Source organism: Paenibacillus sp. NPDC057967 (genome assembly GCF_042887015.1).
Classification (GTDB): domain Bacteria; phylum Bacillota; class Bacilli; order Paenibacillales; family Paenibacillaceae; genus Pristimantibacillus.
On the sequence record NZ_JBHVQB010000011.1, the window covers coordinates 136,274 to 153,663 of the forward strand.

At 45.3% G+C, this 17,390-nt stretch carries 22 protein-coding genes; 3 read left to right on the plus strand and 19 right to left on the minus strand.

The window, feature by feature from the left end:
- Nucleotides 1–56: 56 nt before the first annotated feature.
- From ACFVSO_RS25245 to ACFVSO_RS25265, 5 genes are all read right to left on the minus strand, one after another.
- On the minus strand, nucleotides 57–923 hold the full coding sequence (locus ACFVSO_RS25245) for an AraC family transcriptional regulator (RefSeq protein WP_387479252.1): 867 nt from the start codon (nucleotides 921–923) through the stop codon (nucleotides 57–59).
- A 208-nt stretch (nucleotides 924–1,131) separates the two neighbouring features.
- Entirely contained in the window at nucleotides 1,132–1,617 is a 486-nt protein-coding gene (locus ACFVSO_RS25250; protein ID WP_387479255.1) for a small multi-drug export protein, read from the minus strand.
- Nucleotides 1,618–1,655: 38 nt separating this feature from the next.
- On the minus strand, nucleotides 1,656–1,865 hold the full coding sequence (locus ACFVSO_RS25255) for a helix-turn-helix transcriptional regulator (protein ID WP_387479258.1): 210 nt from the start codon (nucleotides 1,863–1,865) through the stop codon (nucleotides 1,656–1,658).
- A gap of 9 nt (nucleotides 1,866–1,874) precedes the next feature.
- A complete protein-coding gene (locus tag ACFVSO_RS25260) occupies nucleotides 1,875–2,216 on the minus strand; it encodes a DUF6442 family protein (RefSeq protein ID WP_387479425.1) in 342 nt (113 codons plus the stop codon).
- 153 nt (nucleotides 2,217–2,369) lie between these two features.
- Complete coding sequence (locus ACFVSO_RS25265; protein ID WP_387479261.1) at nucleotides 2,370–3,185, minus strand: alpha/beta fold hydrolase; 816 nt, start codon at nucleotides 3,183–3,185, stop codon at nucleotides 2,370–2,372.
- Between the two features lie 148 nt (nucleotides 3,186–3,333).
- On the opposite strand from ACFVSO_RS25265, the gene ACFVSO_RS25270 reads away from it, so the two are divergent.
- A complete protein-coding gene (locus ACFVSO_RS25270; protein WP_387479264.1) occupies nucleotides 3,334–3,810 on the plus strand; it encodes an Lrp/AsnC family transcriptional regulator in 477 nt (158 codons plus the stop codon).
- Between the two features lie 272 nt (nucleotides 3,811–4,082).
- On the opposite strand, the gene ACFVSO_RS25275 is transcribed toward ACFVSO_RS25270, so the two are convergent.
- The 4 genes from ACFVSO_RS25275 to ACFVSO_RS25290 all read right to left on the minus strand — a co-directional run bounded on the left by ACFVSO_RS25275 (nucleotide 4,083) and on the right by ACFVSO_RS25290 (nucleotide 6,324).
- Nucleotides 4,083–4,568, minus strand: a complete 486-nt coding sequence (locus ACFVSO_RS25275; protein ID WP_387479267.1) for a nitroreductase family protein — start codon at nucleotides 4,566–4,568, stop codon at nucleotides 4,083–4,085.
- A gap of 14 nt (nucleotides 4,569–4,582) precedes the next feature.
- Entirely contained in the window at nucleotides 4,583–5,158 is a 576-nt protein-coding gene (locus ACFVSO_RS25280) for a nitroreductase family protein (RefSeq protein ID WP_387479270.1), read from the minus strand.
- Nucleotides 5,159–5,177: 19 nt separating this feature from the next.
- Nucleotides 5,178–5,660 carry a MarR family transcriptional regulator gene (locus ACFVSO_RS25285; RefSeq protein ID WP_387479273.1) on the minus strand — a complete coding sequence of 161 codons (483 nt, stop codon included), beginning with the start codon at nucleotides 5,658–5,660 and terminating at the stop codon, nucleotides 5,178–5,180.
- A 274-nt stretch (nucleotides 5,661–5,934) separates the two neighbouring features.
- Nucleotides 5,935–6,324, minus strand: coding sequence for a YdcF family protein (locus tag ACFVSO_RS25290; RefSeq protein WP_387479276.1), 390 nt, complete (start codon nucleotides 6,322–6,324; stop codon nucleotides 5,935–5,937).
- Nucleotides 6,325–6,630: 306 nt separating this feature from the next.
- Between ACFVSO_RS25290 and ACFVSO_RS25295 the strand changes: the two genes are divergently transcribed.
- Nucleotides 6,631–7,326: a hypothetical protein gene (locus ACFVSO_RS25295; protein ID WP_387479279.1), complete on the plus strand. Its 696-nt coding sequence runs from the start codon at nucleotides 6,631–6,633 to the stop codon at nucleotides 7,324–7,326.
- A gap of 112 nt (nucleotides 7,327–7,438) precedes the next feature.
- Here the strand turns inward: ACFVSO_RS25295 and solA are convergent, their stop codons facing one another.
- Nucleotides 7,439–8,626 (minus strand): N-methyl-L-tryptophan oxidase, encoded by a 1,188-nt coding sequence (gene solA / locus ACFVSO_RS25300; protein ID WP_387479282.1) that lies wholly within the window; start codon nucleotides 8,624–8,626, stop codon nucleotides 7,439–7,441.
- A gap of 242 nt (nucleotides 8,627–8,868) precedes the next feature.
- On the opposite strand from solA, the gene msrA reads away from it, so the two are divergent.
- The gene (gene msrA, locus ACFVSO_RS25305) at nucleotides 8,869–9,390 is read left to right on the plus strand and encodes a peptide-methionine (S)-S-oxide reductase MsrA (RefSeq protein WP_387479428.1); all 522 of its coding nucleotides are present in this window, start codon (nucleotides 8,869–8,871) and stop codon (nucleotides 9,388–9,390) included.
- Between the two features lie 112 nt (nucleotides 9,391–9,502).
- Here the strand turns inward: msrA and ACFVSO_RS25310 are convergent, their stop codons facing one another.
- From ACFVSO_RS25310 to rpiA, 9 genes are all read right to left on the minus strand, one after another.
- Nucleotides 9,503–10,006, minus strand: coding sequence for a DinB family protein (locus ACFVSO_RS25310; protein ID WP_387479285.1), 504 nt, complete (start codon nucleotides 10,004–10,006; stop codon nucleotides 9,503–9,505).
- Between the two features lie 59 nt (nucleotides 10,007–10,065).
- Nucleotides 10,066–10,413: an SRPBCC family protein gene (locus ACFVSO_RS25315; RefSeq protein ID WP_387479288.1), complete on the minus strand. Its 348-nt coding sequence runs from the start codon at nucleotides 10,411–10,413 to the stop codon at nucleotides 10,066–10,068.
- A 41-nt stretch (nucleotides 10,414–10,454) separates the two neighbouring features.
- Entirely contained in the window at nucleotides 10,455–11,270 is an 816-nt protein-coding gene (locus ACFVSO_RS25320; protein WP_387479291.1) for an EcsC family protein, read from the minus strand.
- A 168-nt stretch (nucleotides 11,271–11,438) separates the two neighbouring features.
- On the minus strand, nucleotides 11,439–12,332 hold the full coding sequence (locus tag ACFVSO_RS25325; protein ID WP_387479294.1) for a helix-turn-helix domain-containing protein: 894 nt from the start codon (nucleotides 12,330–12,332) through the stop codon (nucleotides 11,439–11,441).
- A gap of 176 nt (nucleotides 12,333–12,508) precedes the next feature.
- The gene (locus ACFVSO_RS25330) at nucleotides 12,509–13,219 is read right to left on the minus strand and encodes an FAD-dependent oxidoreductase (RefSeq protein WP_387479297.1); all 711 of its coding nucleotides are present in this window, start codon (nucleotides 13,217–13,219) and stop codon (nucleotides 12,509–12,511) included.
- Between the two features lie 31 nt (nucleotides 13,220–13,250).
- Nucleotides 13,251–15,506 (minus strand): ATP-binding cassette domain-containing protein, encoded by a 2,256-nt coding sequence (locus tag ACFVSO_RS25335; RefSeq protein ID WP_387479300.1) that lies wholly within the window; start codon nucleotides 15,504–15,506, stop codon nucleotides 13,251–13,253.
- Nucleotides 15,507–15,661: 155 nt separating this feature from the next.
- Entirely contained in the window at nucleotides 15,662–16,060 is a 399-nt protein-coding gene (locus ACFVSO_RS25340; RefSeq protein WP_387479303.1) for an SRPBCC family protein, read from the minus strand.
- Complete coding sequence (locus ACFVSO_RS25345; RefSeq protein ID WP_387479306.1) at nucleotides 16,057–16,386, minus strand: ArsR/SmtB family transcription factor; 330 nt, start codon at nucleotides 16,384–16,386, stop codon at nucleotides 16,057–16,059. Before ACFVSO_RS25345 ends, ACFVSO_RS25340 begins: the two co-directional genes overlap by 4 nt.
- 151 nt (nucleotides 16,387–16,537) lie before the next feature.
- A complete protein-coding gene (rpiA, locus tag ACFVSO_RS25350) occupies nucleotides 16,538–17,203 on the minus strand; it encodes a ribose-5-phosphate isomerase RpiA (protein WP_387479309.1) in 666 nt (221 codons plus the stop codon).
- Nucleotides 17,204–17,390: the final 187 nt, after the last annotated feature.

Below are 17,390 nucleotides of genomic sequence, written 5' to 3' on the forward strand. Positions count from 1 at the left end.
GATGCTGCTCGTCCCTAACACAAGCTACGTTAAATCCCTCATAGCACCGTCAACGCTTATGATGCTGTTTTTTTAACGACAGGAATCCAAATTTCCATCTCATACATGCCGCCGCCTCTGTCATAGCTCATCTCGAACTCAGGTCCTTTGGCGTATTCATAGTCACTGGTTGGAAACCATTCCGACGAAATTCGTCTCCATAAAGCATGGATATCGTTTTGCGGGTTTACGCCAGTTGTAAATATCGCATAAGTTTGCGGAGGAATCTGCACCTGTTCAAATCCTTGCGGCAAGCCGCTCTGTGGCATGAAATAACTGATCATGTAGGAAAACTTCTCGCCATTGTTATTGTGAAAAACCGAATGAATCTCGCCATCTGTCCCCAAGCCTGCTGCAGCACGGATTCGGTCGACGGTTCCGTCGGCAATGCTCCTCTTCCAAAATTCCGGTATTTCAATATACGGATTTTCGCCACCGGCATTGATCTTAGTTGAAACACCAAACATGTCAAAGCCTTGTTTTTCTTCGATTTTGTAATTCATCTCCACAGCTCCTCGAATCGAAATCTGAAAGGATAATCGAGGATAAGCCTTCAGTGAGACACCTTTGTCGCGCGCAGACATTGGCATCACACCATGCAATTTTTTGAACGCTCTGGAAAACGCCTCAGGCGATTCATAACCGTACTTGTATGCCACATCAATAACCTTCACGCCACTATTTTGCAGTTCAAATGCGGCAAGCGTCAGTCGCCTGCGCCGAATATATTCCGACAACGGAACATCGGTGATGAATGGAAACATGCGTTGAAAATGATAGGTTGAGCAGCAAGCGATTTGAGCCACTTGGTCGTAGTCGATCGTTTCTGTAAGATGTGTTTCTACGTAGTCCATGGCACTATTCATGCGTTCCAACCAATCCATATCGATCATCCTTTCAAAAGTTATTATAAGGGACTTCTGGAAAGGAATCCTTGCAATTGATGCACAGAAATATCATGTTTGCAGTATCCAAAATCTTTATTTGTCTTCCTACGATGGATGCCGCGAATCCAGACTGAAGTTATTCCCAGCAGAAGAGAACCCATCATATCGTCCTCCTATCGTTTTCTTCTAAGAGGTAACAGCAAATCTAACGCAAACGGCTTACAAGATCAACACCTACAGCTGCCAGAACACCCGCTCCGATCGTCCAGACCAGAACGCCGACCGTCATCCATAGTGTCACATAACGTCTGGATGCTCCCGATACGAGCGAAATAAACGCCCCAATATGATGACCGAACACGATAGGCCCAATCAATGCGACACCAGGCACCCCGTATTTATTAAACAGCTTGCGTGCGGCTTCCATTCTCTTGCCGGAACCCCCGTCCTTCTGTTTAGCTTTTCGGCGTTGACTCAGCTTTTCGTACAGCACAACAATCGCCATAACGGACAGCCAGTTCCCAAGCGAAGCAGCTATGATCGTCGGAATGGCCGAAAAGCCAATAACAATCCCCACTGAGGCTGCTACATAGCCTTCCAGGAAAGGCACCAGCGAGACCAGAAACACAACTCCTAATTGAATGAATAGATTCGCTTCCTTTACGCCTTCCAATATGCTTCCAATATCCATCTGCCAACCTCCGCACGCTGCAAATTTAGCAGCAAGATTTAATCAAAATAAAAGAGTTCTTCGAACTTCTTGTCCAATGCAATACATAGAATCAAGGCCAGTTTTGCTGTTGGATTAAATTGTCCTGTCTCAATGGAACTAATCGTATTCCGGGAGACACCGACTAACTTTGCAAGCTGTGCTTGTGATAAATGTTTTTCAGTCCGTACTTCTTTCAAATGGTTTCTAAGGATCAATTCATCTTCCATCGGCTCACCCTATATACTTCCATAAGTTGTGATCAATTTTAAAATATGGACAATCGATAAAATCAGCGTCGCAAGAGTATAAATAATTGAAAATGCAATATCGCGTCTGCGTTTCATCCGGATTGCTTTGTAGATGAAGCCGGCCGCGGATACCGAAAATATGATGGCGTATAAGCCAAAATCAAAACCATCGCCAATCACACTTTGCGTCACAAATAAGAAAGTAGCTAATATTGTCGCCGCAAGAGAACCGATATTGCCCGCTTTGATCTGAACTTCTATTTGGTATAAATCCTTATTCTTGTTTTCTTTTCTGCTTTTAGACAAAATTTCATCTTTATTAATGAGGATCCCTCCTTAGATATTTGCCAAGTTTTATTGGCATAGGTTCAGTATAAAGTTGCCAAGTTTACTTGTCAAATATTTCGTATGATCCATGCACAAAGAAGCACCTGTCAGATAAACCGACAGGTGCTTCAGAACCCTTCTGGAATCAACTTTATTTCACTGTAAAAAATCGAGCACAGCACTCAGGAATCCGGCTTGATCCTCCACATTGGATAAATGAACTACGGGCAATAGGAGCAGCTTAGCGTTCGGCACTGTCTCGGCAATCCATTCACTGTGTGCGGGAAGCGTCACCGTATCATATAGGCCCCCAATAACTAAAGTCGGGCTTTTGATTAACGCGGCAGTCCGTCGCATATCCATATCACGGATCGCAGCCCAGCTTCCAGCAATTCCTTGCGGACGGGTAGCCAGCACCATCTCGCGAAAGGAGGCGACTTGCGGGTTTTCTGACTCCAGCATGTGCGAAGGAAACCAGTTCTGAATGAACCTATCTGCGAATTCGGGCAGCTTCCCAGGCTCCAGCACGGAGGTTATTAAACCTTGCCATTGCTCGGCTGGCCCTAAATAAGAAGACGTATTGCTCAGAATGAGCCGGTCAATCCGCTCCGGTGCGTAAATACCTACCCATTGGGCAATGACGCCGCCGAGCGACAGACCGAGGAAATGCACACGGTCGATGTGAAGCGCGTCGAGCAGTTCGGTGACATCTCTTCCCAATCTATCAATCGAATAAGGGCCGTCTGGCGTTTCCGAGTCGCCATGCCCCCGATAATCGTAGCGAAGAACGCGGAAATGCTTGGAAAGCTCTGTGATTTGTCCCTCCCACATGTTCATTGATGTCGCGATAGAGTTCGCAAGCACGAGTACGGGCTTGTCGACCAATCCATCGAACCGGTAAGCAATCCGAACGCCATCTCCTGTCGTAAAATAGTTTAGCTCCTCAACTCTCCCCGTTTCCTTTATCTTCATTGTGCTCAGTCTCCCTTATTCCTTTATAGTTGCATTTTATGGAAACTGCACTACAATTTAAATAAGAAAATGACGGCATTTGGGGCTTAAAAACTTAATTTTATCGTCGTTTCCCATTTAAACTTTATAAAAATGAGGTGATCTGTTTTTGGACCACATCGATGGAAAAATACTGTCCATTCTTCATGATAACGCCAGAATTACGGTATCTGAGATGAGTCGCATGATTGCGATGTCGCAACCGGCTGTAACGGAACGACTTCGGAGATTGGAGGAACGAGAGGTCATAACGGGTTATCGTGCAGAGATATCTCCGTCCAAGCTTGGCAAGTATACAACCGCGTTTGTACTGTTCAAATCCAATAAGTGCAAAGAATTCGAAGCGTTCAGCGAAGCTGCCCCTGAAATCGTAGATTTCTACAGAACCAGCGGAGAGTATAATTATTTATTCAAAGTTGTAACAGAAACCGGTGAGTCGTTAGAAAGCTTTTTAGAAGTTTGCCACGCATTTGGATTTTCAACGACCCTTGTCGTCCTTTCCACTCGCTTCGAGAATAAAAGCCTTGTTGCGAGCCGTGAAGCATCAAACGTCACTCCATTGGATCAGGCAGGAGAACTTGAATAAATAACTGGTGTATCATGCACTGACAACTTTCCAACATATATAAAAAAGAAAGCCGATTATCAAGTAACCGGCTTTCTTCTTATTGGCGATGGTGTAACCATGTCCATCTACTAACTGACCATTAGCTAATAGGCGGAACGCCGTGTTCAGAATGGTAGGCTCCTGTCTCAGAGGATTCCATTGCGCTAACAAATGTTCTATCTCTATAAGCTCCTTCCGATTCAGAACGGTGTACGGGCTAGTAGTACGGCGATTCCTCCCGCATCATAGCCCTATAACAGTTCGAAACGCAGCTTGAACTCTTGAACCTCTGTTCTCTCTTCTGAAAAAGACACGTTATACCCCATTTCCAGTACCGCAGCGATACGCTCATTTCCCTGTACGCCGAACGATTCAGCATGGCTTCGGTCATACATCCATTCATGAAGTGTCCAACGGACACCTAAGTCCCGCTCATGTGCAAGGAGGCGGAAGTTTTGGATGAGGCAGCTAACCGCCGCAAAATCCTCCTCTTGTTTATGATGATCCGCCTCTTCCCTCATTACGATAAGCAGATAAGCTGGTGCCGGCTCCTGCAAACCTTGAAGGATCTGGCCAGTGCGGTTATCGGCGAAAATAAAACGCCATGGCTCGCGAAGGCCATCGTTCGGTGCCCATACGGCAACATTAAGAAGCTCCAGAATCAGTTGTGGAGATACCAAGCGATCTATAAAGTGTATCGGTTTGCTCATCTCTCCAGCTAGATCGGATAGTTTCATATTCACACTCTCCTTTATATAGCGCTGCCCTGCAATATTGTCCACTTCCGCTCGGCAGGCGTTCTTTTGCGGCCCCTTGGGGCTTTGTCATAGTAGCCCAAATGGAGTATGCCAACAAATCTTTCATCCTCGCGCTTTCCGATTCCTCTAAAGAAGCTTTCTTGCTGAAAGATGGATTCCGTATCCCAAATCATGCCTAGTCCCTGTTCCCATCCCAGCAGTTGAAAGCTCTGCATCATCCCGCAGACAGCTGCATAATTTCGGTCGCTCGTCAGGCGATCCGGCCCTTTAGCGGACAACACAATGACATGAGCAGGAATGTCGGTAAATCTTTTTTTCAACACATCCAGCAGTTTTCCTGGAATCAGCTTGCCCAGCTTACTCTGCGCCATCTGCGCAAGCATATAATCGACTAACCGTTTGCTGGACTCGGGAGTTCCGGCATACATAACGCGCCATGCACCATCTTCGAGAGCAGGCTGCAGCCGGGCTGCATCTCTCAGCAAGTCAACGACGAGCTCTTGCTCTACAGGCTTGTTATTGCATTTTCGAATACTTCTTCGATCCATGATCAATTCAGCCAAATTCATGTCATTCATTCCCTTCTGATCATCTGGATTCAATGTATATACGACTGTCCTGAAGAAACTGATGGATCACCTTCATTTCCTCTTCCGAGTATTTGTCCAAAAAGCGATAAAATCGTTCAGCTTCAAGCTCATGAAGACGTTCATGCAATTCAAAGACTTTTTTGCCTTGCGGCGACAAGCGAAAATAACTTTCTTTCTTGTTGTCATTCATTTGCGTGCGTTTGACGAAGCCTTCCTCCAGCAGTTTGTTGCCGATTTTGGTAATACTCGCCTTCGACAAATTCATTTTCTCGGCAATCCCCGTATTGTTAATCGGTTCATGCCTTCCAATGCAATCAATGACATGAACTGTGGTCAAATTGCTGGAGAATTTCTCAATCGATTCCCTTTGTACGATACTAAGAAAATGCTCGATTTCCTTATCCTTTTGGCTCTCAAGCACATGCAAAAAACGGATATATTGCTCATACAGAAGCTGTTTGCTTCGATCTTTCATTTCCAACCTTGAATCACTCCTTATTTTAGTCATTGTTTAATATTTAACTATGGTGAAGACTATATCTAAGGAAGTTTCAAAGATGAAAATAGATATATTGTTTAATGGTTAACAATATATCATGATTGATAACGATTATCAACTAAAATCTCTAACTCCTTATGAGATTGAGGACGCAACTACATGAATGCTGATTACTACAAGCAAAGATCCCCGTAAGCTCCGATAAATTGGGCTTTCGGGGATTATCTACGATTCAACTAATTACAACCTATCTTTATCAATACTTAAATAGATATTTATAATAAGCCGGGAATTCTCGTATGATGGAGAAGATATCTCTAAACTCAAAAATTTTGGCATGTGCTGAATAGACTTCTTTAATATCCATTTTGCTAAACGCTAATTTTGTCCTGGATATATGAAAATATTGAGTAATGAGGATAGTGGATTCTAATTCTAACTCATCCATAATTGTGCTGGTATTTTGAGCGGTCATATAGGAGTTGTAGCCATTGTTATCCTCTATAATTTTTTCCTCCGGTATCCCTTGATCAATTAAGTAAGATTTCATCACCTTTGCCTCATCGAAACCTTCCTTACCCAAGCCTCCGCTTACAAGGATTTTAGAAAAATATCCCTGATGATAAAGCTCTACAGATAGATTCAATCTTGCTTGTAACCGCTCAGATGGCTGTCCATTGTCCTCTATTTATTGCCCAATACTACAGCAATATCTACCTGCTTTAATTCATCATTCAATCCATCGATTACTATGAAAGCAGTATGAATGATTAACCAACTTAACAGAAATGCTGCTATCATTAAAATTCGTTTAACGAATGCCACATTCAATCCCTCACTCATTTTAAAAATGATTGGCTTTATTAGCAATCCTATGACATTATCTAATTAATAACATACATTTTTAGGAGATATAAACATATGTTCCACCCTTGAAAATGGAGGTATATAATTGAAACCTAGATCAGAAAAATATGGTACTAGACAAAGCAACCAGTTACTGTTCAGATTTAAAAAATTTAATGAGTTTTTTAGAATACTTTTGAGAATCATTGTAATTGTAACGATTATTTTCGGTGTAATGTTTCTTTACCAAAACGGCAATTACCACTCTGTAATAGAAACCATAATCGCTTCCCTACTCGCAGGTTGTGCAATAGGCATTGTGATTCCTAATAAAAAGGCATTTTTTATCTGTTTATTTAATTACATCATATACCCCTTGTCCATTACACTATTTATTATTACGTTAGGTAACAGCTTGTTGTATTCGCTTGGCGTTGAGAATATACCTAGTATTTACCTTCTGCTGTTTTTAGGTCTCTTTGCTCCTTGTATTGCTCTAATCCCTTCTATTAGACGGCGTAAAGATAAGGAGTATCTTAAAAGGGCAAAGACAGCTAATGATATACTCCAAGTTTTTGTTGGCATGTGTGCGTTTGCTGCCATTTACGCATTACATAATACTGATTATTCTGTTCTTATTACCGAGTTAAATTTGAATCTCGAAGAGATAGAGAAGATGGGCTTGCAGGGTAGAGATCTGTTCAACAATATGGTGTTAGGAACTACTTTTCCGCTACTGATGACGTCAAATCTCTTAAATACGTATTTAAACAATAGAATTGAAAAGCTTAATTCACAATGAGTAAAATCCTTCATATCTCTCGCCACGATAGTCATTCAACGAGTTAGGCTTATACACTATTTTCACAGAAAGGTAGCAACAGAGTTTAAATAGCCAGATAGCCAAACGATACTTAGTTAAATCGATTAATGGAAAACGGTGAAATATCAATATCATTTTTACCAGAAATAATCAGGTTACTTAAGGCTTGGCCAACTGCACTGCTAAACTTGAATCCATGACCAGAGAACCCCGCTGCAATTGCAATGTTGGGATACTTAGGATGTAAATCGATAACAAATTTTTCATCAGGAGTTAGGGTGTACATGCATGTTTTACCGTACTTTAAGTGTTGAATGTCGGGGATATATTGTTTCAAAAATGAAATCAAGTCACCTTCATCCTCTGCTAATTCACCAAAACCCATTATCGATTCATCTGGATGAATGGGAACACCGCCATCATGACGGCCTACTTTTATACCGCTGCCCGCAATACTCGGAAAACCGTAGTAAACGCCTTGGGGTGTCATAACATCAAAGGCTGGAAAACGGTTTTGATTATAACGTTCCTCATCAGAATCAAACCAAGCAAATGTCTTCCTCACAGGTGTAAGAGGAATATCCAAATCCAGCATAGACAGCAACTTCCCTGACCATGCTCCTGTCGAAACAACTAACGAATCCGCGCAAAAGGTTTGGGCGTCAGTCTTAATGGTGACTCTCTCATCTTGAATGGATATTTCCTTTACCCTGCTATTGGTAAGAATAGTAGCACCGTTCGATTCGGCTAGCTCTTGGTAGGCCTCAATACATGCCTCACATTTCAACACGCCCGACGCGGGTTCAAAGCAGCCAATGAAGTCTTCGGGTATCGTAATGCCAGGCCAACGCTGATGGATTTCGTTTGAATCCATTACATCGAGTGGCAATGAATACTTCTTGGCACTAGCGATAATATTTTGGATGGATTCGGAATCTGACTGCCCAATACTAAGAACCCCTGTTTGAAGAAATAGTTGCTTGCCGGCAGCCTTTTCTAATTCATTCCATAATTGTTGCGCTTTAAGAACAAACGGGACATATTCCTCACCCTCGGCATAAGCATGTCGGATAATTCTCGTTTCCCCGTGATGGCTTCCTCTAGGATGTGGTGGGTTAAAGGAGTCTAATAATAAGGTTTTTTTCCCGCTCTTGGCTAAAAAATAACCTGCTGCCATTCCCATTGATCCTGCACCAATGATGATTACATCATAATTCATATTCTTACTTCCTCCATAACCCCAGCTTGATTGTATGTAATCCAACTCATTTGACTGCATGTCCCTACAACCTCCACTTCTTCATTCTAGAAAGTAGGCATGAGCTTGGCATCGTGCCACAGCTCCGCTACCTCGTATTTGGAACGCTATGTATGCTGATAGGATATCACTATTTATATCTAATTATAATGAAATGATGAGGACATTGATTGTATTATACAAAGATATCAATTATTATAGAGTTGTTTATCTAACATCATTGATTTGAATATATTGTCGATTAGAAATGAGGAATAGTTATGCTGCAAAAAGCAACTTTCGCTGGTGGATGTTTTTGGTGCATGGTAACCCCATTTGAAGAGCAGCCTGGAATTCACGGGATTGTATCTGGGTATATGGGAGGTCATGTGGAGAATCCTACCTACGAGCAAGTACTAACCGGGGAAACCGGACATTTAGAAGTGGTTCAGATTACTTTTGATCCAGAGATATTCCCCTATGAGAAATTGCTCGATCTTTATTGGCCGCAGATCGATCCTACGGATGCTACAGGACAAGGAAACGATCGCAAGAGCCAATATCGCGCTGCAATCCTGCACCACAATGAAGAGCAAAGATTGTTAGCGCTAAAATCGCGTGAAGAGCTTGCAAATAGCGGTCGCTTTGAGAATCCCGTCGTTACTGCAATTGAAGAAGCCTCTACTTTCTATCCGGCAGAAGAGTATCATCAAAATTACCATCGCAAGAACCCTGATTTTTACAAAGAATCCCGAATCTATTCAGGTCGCGATGCTATCATTGAAAAATACTGGAGTAAAGATTAACAATCATAATAGATAGTGAACCAAACTATTTATTCCCCTCTATTCTAAGGGTTGCCGCCTTTTCGGCAATCCCTTAGACTTCAGCATTTGCTTTCTGTTTGAAGCTCGGCTATCAACTCTCCCAATTTAGCTGCCCTTTTCTCATTTTGGCTATGTAAAAGATTTGTCCCGTATGGCTCGGGAGATGTCTGAATTGATGCAGAAGCATTTCAAGCACGGTGGCATGATTGTCTAAAGCTCCATTTAAGGTTGAATAATCCCTGTAGGGTTGTTCCAATAATCTTTCAGGATTTGCTTTCATCATTTCAAGCACTTGTATAATGCAGTCATATGATTTCTTTGAAAGCTCCAATGCTTGCTCTTTTGACATTTGCAGATCACGAGCAAATTCTGTTGTTCTATCTTGGTTTTTTGGAGCAGCAAAGTATACCGTTTCAAACCATTCGTAGACAGCTCCTGAAATATGTGCAACCAAGTTAGCAATGCTGTTGCTCTCTGGCGTAGGTGACCATACGATATCCTCTTCAGTTAATTGTTCAAGTACCATTCGAGTCCACTTCTGATCAGCTTTGTATTTCCTTAACAAAAAATCAATTACGATAGCCGAAGTGTCCATATTCCTCACGCTCCCTTTTGCACACATTTCAAATAATGGTAGGTTTGTCAAGCAGACGGTCACTTGCGAAACATCCATCTGCTTAAGATCATTCTTGCCAGATGCTCTCCAAGACGATTCATCGTATGCTCGGCCCCTGGGACGGCATAAGCTTTCACCTTATCGAATCCAGCGGCAGTTTCTTCACGGCTTGCAGCAAGCGAAGCTGCTCCTTTCCCCGTTCTAAGCCGATTTTTTCGGCTTGCAGCAAGCGAAGCTGCTGCTTTTCCCGCTCTAAACCGATTTTTTCGGCTTACAGCAAGCGAAGCTGCTGCTTTTCCCGATCTAAGCCGATTTTCCCGGCTTGCAGCAAGCGAAGCTGCTGCTTTTCCCGATCTAAGCCGATTTTCTCGGCTTGCAGCTTTCAAAGATGGTCACTCCTTCCTCATCTCCTTCAATTCGAAAGCAATCAAAGCTCCCCCGCACTCTTCAGCTTCTCCATAATTCTCCGCTTCCGGTACATCATTTTACCCGTCTCTGCGACATCCAGAAGCGTGGATCGGTTCAAGTAAGCGCCGAACAGCATGCCTGCGATCGGGATCATCTGGAACAGCTTTTTCCATCCGAAGTTGTCCCTGTACGTAAGCATCACCTCGCGCCAGCCCTCTAGCTGGGACATGACTTGTCCGCTTTTCTCCCCTGAATGGAAAGCAGCAAGATCATCCAATATCGCTTTCTTGCCGACGATATCGGAGGAGGAGAACTGAAGACACTTCACAATAAAGATGCGCTCCGATTTCTCTTCCGGGTCATAGCCGTAGCTAATCGCGATCTCCTGCAGTGCTTTGAGGGAGATGCCGAGCAGAAGCGGAATGTCGATGGCGAGCGTGAAGAAGCCGCCAAATCCCGTAGTTGCGCCTTGCACCGTAGCGGTCTTGGTGCCTGATTCGATTATGCTGTCCGCCATCTGATCCATTCTGCTAAGCTCAAGCTGGCCGATCCGATGCAGAGCTAATGCTTCATCATGCTCCTCATTCGGAAAAAACTTGCGGTACATCTGCTCCTTGCTGATCAAATATTGCCCGCCGCTCTGAACGTAATTCCCAAGCTCGTCAAGCGCCGTTCCTATTTTTTCCTGAATGAACTTGGGCGTAATCCGGTCCAATAGGGCAAAGGGCAGTCTGCCGAGCTTTTCCCAGAAAAAAAGGTCCTTCTGATCTTTCTCCCATTGTTCGATCTGTCTTAATTCCGCCCTTAATTCATCTGCAGCCTCTATATTCGTCATCTTGGCACGGACACCTCGCATGAAATTTTCTTATGCCTTACATACTGACAATACCGCCTCGACGTTTCACAAAATACTGATTAATCTCTTATACATGTGTTATTTACAGTAATGTTACTCAAAGAAAAAGAAAGGAAGCGCACCAGGCGCTCCCGCTCTTCCATCGTTTTATTCCTCGAAGGACAAATTCTCCGGCTCGTCCCGCAGTTCTCCGCTGATCTGCATATTCGTGCTTGGCGTACGCGCATCGACTATTTCGAATGCAAAGCTGTCCATCCATACTTTTCCTTGACCTGTAAGCAGTACGCCGAAAGAAATCGAGTCGCTGTCCGCCGGCACATCAAGCACGATAGAGTATAGGTTCCACGGCAGGGTGCCTTGAATCGGACGATCGCTCATGTTATCGAACTGAACCGTATCCCCTGTCGCGTTGTCAACTCTCATCCAAAGCCCCGCAAAATCATTCACCTTCTCCGCCTGGATAAACGCGGACAGCTTGATGCGCTCGCCTTTATATTTGTCGGACTTGAATTGCTGCATAATTGTCGCGAACTGAGTTTCTGACGTTGCGGATACGGATCTCAAATAACCTGACACCTTACCCATATGCACCGTCTCCCTGTCAATCCCCATCTCATAATGCGACGGATCACTGCCGCTTAAGATCCAGCCCTTTACTTTTCCATGCTCGCTCATATTCGTGTTCTCCTCTCGTTTCCCCTTTGTCTGTTGCACGCTCCCCATCATCTTGCGATAACGTCCGGGAGGCATGCCGTATTCCTTTTTGAAAGCGCGGGTGAACGCTTCCTGCGATTCGAACCGGCTGCGGAACGCGATCTGGATAATATCTTCCTTCGTGTACAAGAGTAACGAGGAAGCACTGGCAAGTCTGCGAGAACGGATATAATCCGTCACGCTTATGCCGATCTGATCCTGAAAGATCCGGTGGAAGTGATACATCGAGAAGCCCGCGGCGGCCGCCGCGTCCTCAAGCTTCACCTCCTCCTCCAAATGCGCTTCGATATAACCTAAAGCTTGATAAATCATGGGATGGTATCTCACGTGATCACCTCTTGTCACTAAGAATAGCATAAGCTCGGACAGCGATTTTTGATTTGGATTGCGATAGTTCAGCTTCGTCATTGGCAGCCAGCGGCTCCAAAAGCAAAAAGGCTGCCTGTTCGACTGGCAGCCCTAAAGTAACCCTTATCCATTTATACTTAGCTATTATTCACGCTTTACGAATACCCAAAGAAGGCATCCTTTTTGATATTGCCTTTTGGAATTTGTTTCTTCTGCAAGTTATCCGATATGGAGTCAACCAGCGGCTTCGGTCCGGCAACAAAATATTTGCCGCTGTCTTTATGCACACCGGCGAACTTGTCGATCTCCCCATTCAAATCATCCCTCGAATCCAGATACGTGATCCGTATGGAGACACGTCCAGCTATAGCATCAAGCTCTTCCCTATATGGAAAAGACTTTTGGCTATCCAGATAAAGCAGTTGGATTTGCCGCCCGTTCCGATTGCCTTCCGCCTCGATTTGCTTGAGAATTGAACGAATCGGGGTAATGCCAATGCCGCCAGCAATCAGAAGCGAAGGGCTGTTATCCTGTATCGAAAATGCCCCTACAGGTCCACTCATCTTAACGGTCATCCCTTGCTTTAATTCTAACATCGCTTTTTTAAACTCGCTTGGGTTATCGCCTATACGCATAGTTAACCGAATCATGTTCTCTGCCGGAGCAGAAGCAATACTGAACGGTTTGGTTGGATTCTTCACTTTCTTATGCGTAATGCTGAACAACCCATATTGCCCTGCTTGCCAGTTCAGATCCTTGTCTTTCTCAAAAATAAATGTGTATACATCGTCGGCTTCCTTGCTGCTTGATAAAAATAACAACTCTCTCTTCTTGAACATAGCGACCATATCCTGAATGAAACCCACTTCCCCAACCCCCTCTACAATTAAGCGAGCATTACTGCAAGTACCGTCCCGTAATCGACTGCTCCGCATGAATGATCTGTGAAGGCAGACCTTCGAACACGACCTGGCCGCCTTTGCTGCCTCCATCCGGCCCCATATCGATAATCCAATCCGCTTGGCTGATGACATCGAGATTATGCTCTATTACAATGACCGTATTGCCTGTATCTACAAGGCGATTCATGATTCCCATCAACTGGCCGATATCTGACATGTGCAGGCCAGTCGTTGGCTCGTCCATCACATAGATGCTGCCCTTCTTATGAAGCTCGCTTGCAAGCTTAATGCGCTGGCATTCCCCGCCCGAGAGCGTGCTGAGCGGCTGGCCGAGCGTCACATAGTTCAGCCCCACATCGCTCATGGCCTGAAGCTTGCGCACAACTTCTTTCAGCTCGAAAAACTCCAGTGCCTGCTCAACCGTCATCTCCAGCACATCCGCGATGGACTTGCCGCTCAGCTTATATTCAAGCACTTCTTCCTTGAACCGTTTGCCGCCGCAAACTTCGCATGGGAGCTTCACGCTTTCCAGGAATGCAAGGTCTGTATATACGACGCCTAACCCTTGACAGTTCTCGCAAGCTCCCTTGGAATTGAAGCTGAACAGTCCTTGGTTTACCTTGTTGGCAGAAGCAAACGCCTTGCGCACATCATCCATAATTCCCGTGTAGGTCGCAGGATTGGAGCGTGTCGATACGCCAACCGCCGATTGGTCAATGACAATCGCATCCGGATGTTGACTGAGAAATACCTCGTTAATCAGCGTACTCTTTCCTGAACCGGCGACTCCGGTAACGACAGTAAGCACTCCGGTAGGAATATCTACACTTACATGACTCAGGTTATGCAAAGTGGCATTATTGATGGAGAGGTTGCCGGTTGGCTGCCTGCATTCTTGCTTCAGTTGCAGAGGACGCTTCATATAGTTGCCTGTCAGCGTACCTGATTCCAGTAAGCCGGAATAGCTGCCCTCATAGACGATCGTACCGCCGCGGCTGCCAGCGTGAGGCCCAACGTCGACGATATGATCCGCTACCTTGATCACATCAGGATCATGCTCGACGACAATGACGGTATTGCCCTTGTCACGCAGCTTTTGGAGCAATTCGTTCAATCGGTGTACGTCGCGGGGATGCAAGCCAACGCTGGGCTCATCGAAGATATATGTGACATCGACCAGACTGCCGCTCAGATGTTTCACCATCTTGACGCGCTGAGACTCACCGCCAGACAACGTATCTGTCTCACGGTCCAGCGTCAAATAGTCAAGTCCGACATCCACCAGATGCTGCAGTCTCTCTGTGAGCGACTTCACCATCGGCACTGCAACAGAATCGTCAACTTCGCGAATCACCCGAATGAGCTGCCCGACCTCCATGGAAGACATTTCTGCGATGTTGCGGCCATTAATTTTGCAGCTAAGCGCAGCTTGGCTAAGCCTTGCGCCACGGCAGCTGGAGCATGGGCCCTCCGTCATGAACGGCGCAACCGCCTTCTGCGTGCGCTCGGACTTCGTCTTCACGTCTTGCTTGATATATTTGTTGGTGAATTTTTCAATGACGCCTTCCACCGTAATATTCGTTGCTTTGCCAGCGAAGTCCATCTGCACTTTCCTTGCCTTACCATAAAGCAGCAGCTCCAGATCCTCATCTGTGTAATCGCTTAGTTTCTTGTCCGGGTCGAAGGAGCCTGATTGAACGAGAATATTCCAATCCCAGCTGTCCACTGTATAGTCAGGAAGCCTAATAGCGCCTTCACGCAGCGACTTGATCATGTCCACCGCCTTGCTCATATCCACGCCCAGCTTGCGGCCGATTCCATTGCACTCGGGGCACATGCCTTGCGGATCGTTAAAGGAAAACATATGCGCTTGTCCAACATGGGGCTGACCCACCCGGGAGAAGAGAAGACGGAGAATAGGCGAGATATCGGTAATGGTGCCCATTGTGGAATGAGAACCGCCTCCCAGACGCTTCTGATCTACAATAACCGCCATGCTTAGGTTCTCGATCGCATCCGTATCCGGCTGCGGGACACGAGGCAGAAAATTGCGCACGAACATACTAAAGTTCTCATTCAGCAAACGTGTCGATTCTGCAGCGATTGTATCGAAGACAATGGAGGACTTACCTGACCCGGATACACCGGTGAAAATCGTAATTTTTCGTTTAGGTATGCGTAAGGAGACGTTTTTGAGATTGTTTTCCCTTGCACCCGAGATGACGATGTGCTGCTGATTCGCTTCGCTCATGATTCCATCCTTCCATTAGCAAACATTTCTTTATTATTAAATTTCATCCATTCCATACGCGCAGCAAGTGGGTCAATACGCGCATCGCGCGGGATTGACCCCCTATTGATATGGACCGGCTCAGCAATATGCAGCAGCCGGCTAAGTTGAATCCCCTAAACAGCCAACAGCTTCTCAAGCTCGCCGCACCATGCGCTCCAGCCATGCTTAGCGCCTGCCAGACCATGCGGGTTGGAGAATCCGGTTTGCTCCAGGTGGAGATTAACCCCTCCATCCCCCAGCTCCTGCAGCGTCCACACGACGGTGTGCTTCTCTTCGCCAACAGCCCAAGTATAGGACAAGCGGCTCGGCGGCTCTACAACTAGCACTTCGCCGTTAATGACTCCATCCCAGTACTCATTCGGCTCAGCGCGGAATTGAAAACGGTGACCTACAATCGGCCTAAAATCATTTTTCAATACCCACTTCTCCAGCTTCTCTGAATCAGTAACGGCGGCCCAAAGCTTCTCAATCGTAGTGTTGTACTGAAAATCCAGGTTTAATACCAAACTCATATTTCATCCTCCTCAAGTAGTTGGTTCAATCGAAGCATATTCGCACTCCAGAACTTGCTGTAGAACGCTACCCAATCTTGTACTTCACGAAGCGGAGCAGGATTTAGCGTATATCGCGTTTCTCTGCCGACCTTGCGATCATGGACCAGACCAGCTTCTTTCAGAATCGTCAAATGCTTGGACACCGCGGTTCGGCCCATAGCAAACTGTGAAGTCAGCTCATGTAGCGGCTGCTCCTCACCCAAGGCCAGCAAATGAATCAGTTCACGTCTGGTCGGATCTGCTATCGCGTCAAATACATCCCGCAAATGGTTGTTCTCAATCACAACATCCACACCTAATTATTAGTGATATTTCATTCATTAGACACCATATGGTGACGAATAGATTATAGGACACCGTTTGGTGTCGTGTCAACCGATTTATAATTAATCGGTCTTTTTGCATAAAAAATAACAAAATCAGTCTTCGTTCTTACTAATTCAGTTCCTGAACAGAGCCGTCTAAGTAGCCAACAATAACCTTTTTCGCAAGACGTATGAATAGTCCGTTCTCAACAACTCCTGGTATCAGGTTGATCGAAGTCTGCAGCTCTTCAGCCTGTTCGATCTCCTTGAAATCACAGTCCACAATGTAATTGCCGTTATCCGTCACAAACGGTTTATTTTGCGTTGTCCGCAAGCTGGTCACACATCCAAGCTCATGCAGCTTTTGCCGGGTTAGATTGGCTCCGAACGGTACAATCTCTACTGGCAAATGAAACTTTCCAAGCTTCGGAGCCAGCTTGCTCTCATCGACAACGATAATAAGCTCTTTGCTGGAGGCTGCAATTATTTTTTCGCGCAATAACGCGCCTCCCCCGCCTTTGATCAAGTTCCAATCACCATCAACCTCGTCCGCCCCGTCAATCGTCACATCAATAGCGTTCACCTCGGATAGGGATAAGACCGGGATACCCAGTTCAATCGCTAATTGCTCGGATTGAATAGAAGTCGCCACGGTCTTGATGCGAAGACCTTCTTTCACCCTCTTGCCGATCTTCTGAATCGCCCAATAAGCGGTTGATCCCGTGCCAAGACCTACGACCATACCGTCACGCACATACGCTACAGCTTTCTCCGCTGCAACCCTTTTCGATTCCATTATGATGCCTCCTTATTCGTCTTGTTTTATCCCTAATTCTAATCCATGAACTGTAAATGTTTAATGCTTTTTGGGCCAAATGACTCTCTCTCCGATAGGATAGGATTGCAAATCATTGGTTTTCTGCAACATTTCTGAGCGAAATGCCGTCAAAAGGTCGTAATCGAAGAGCTCCGATTACTAGAAT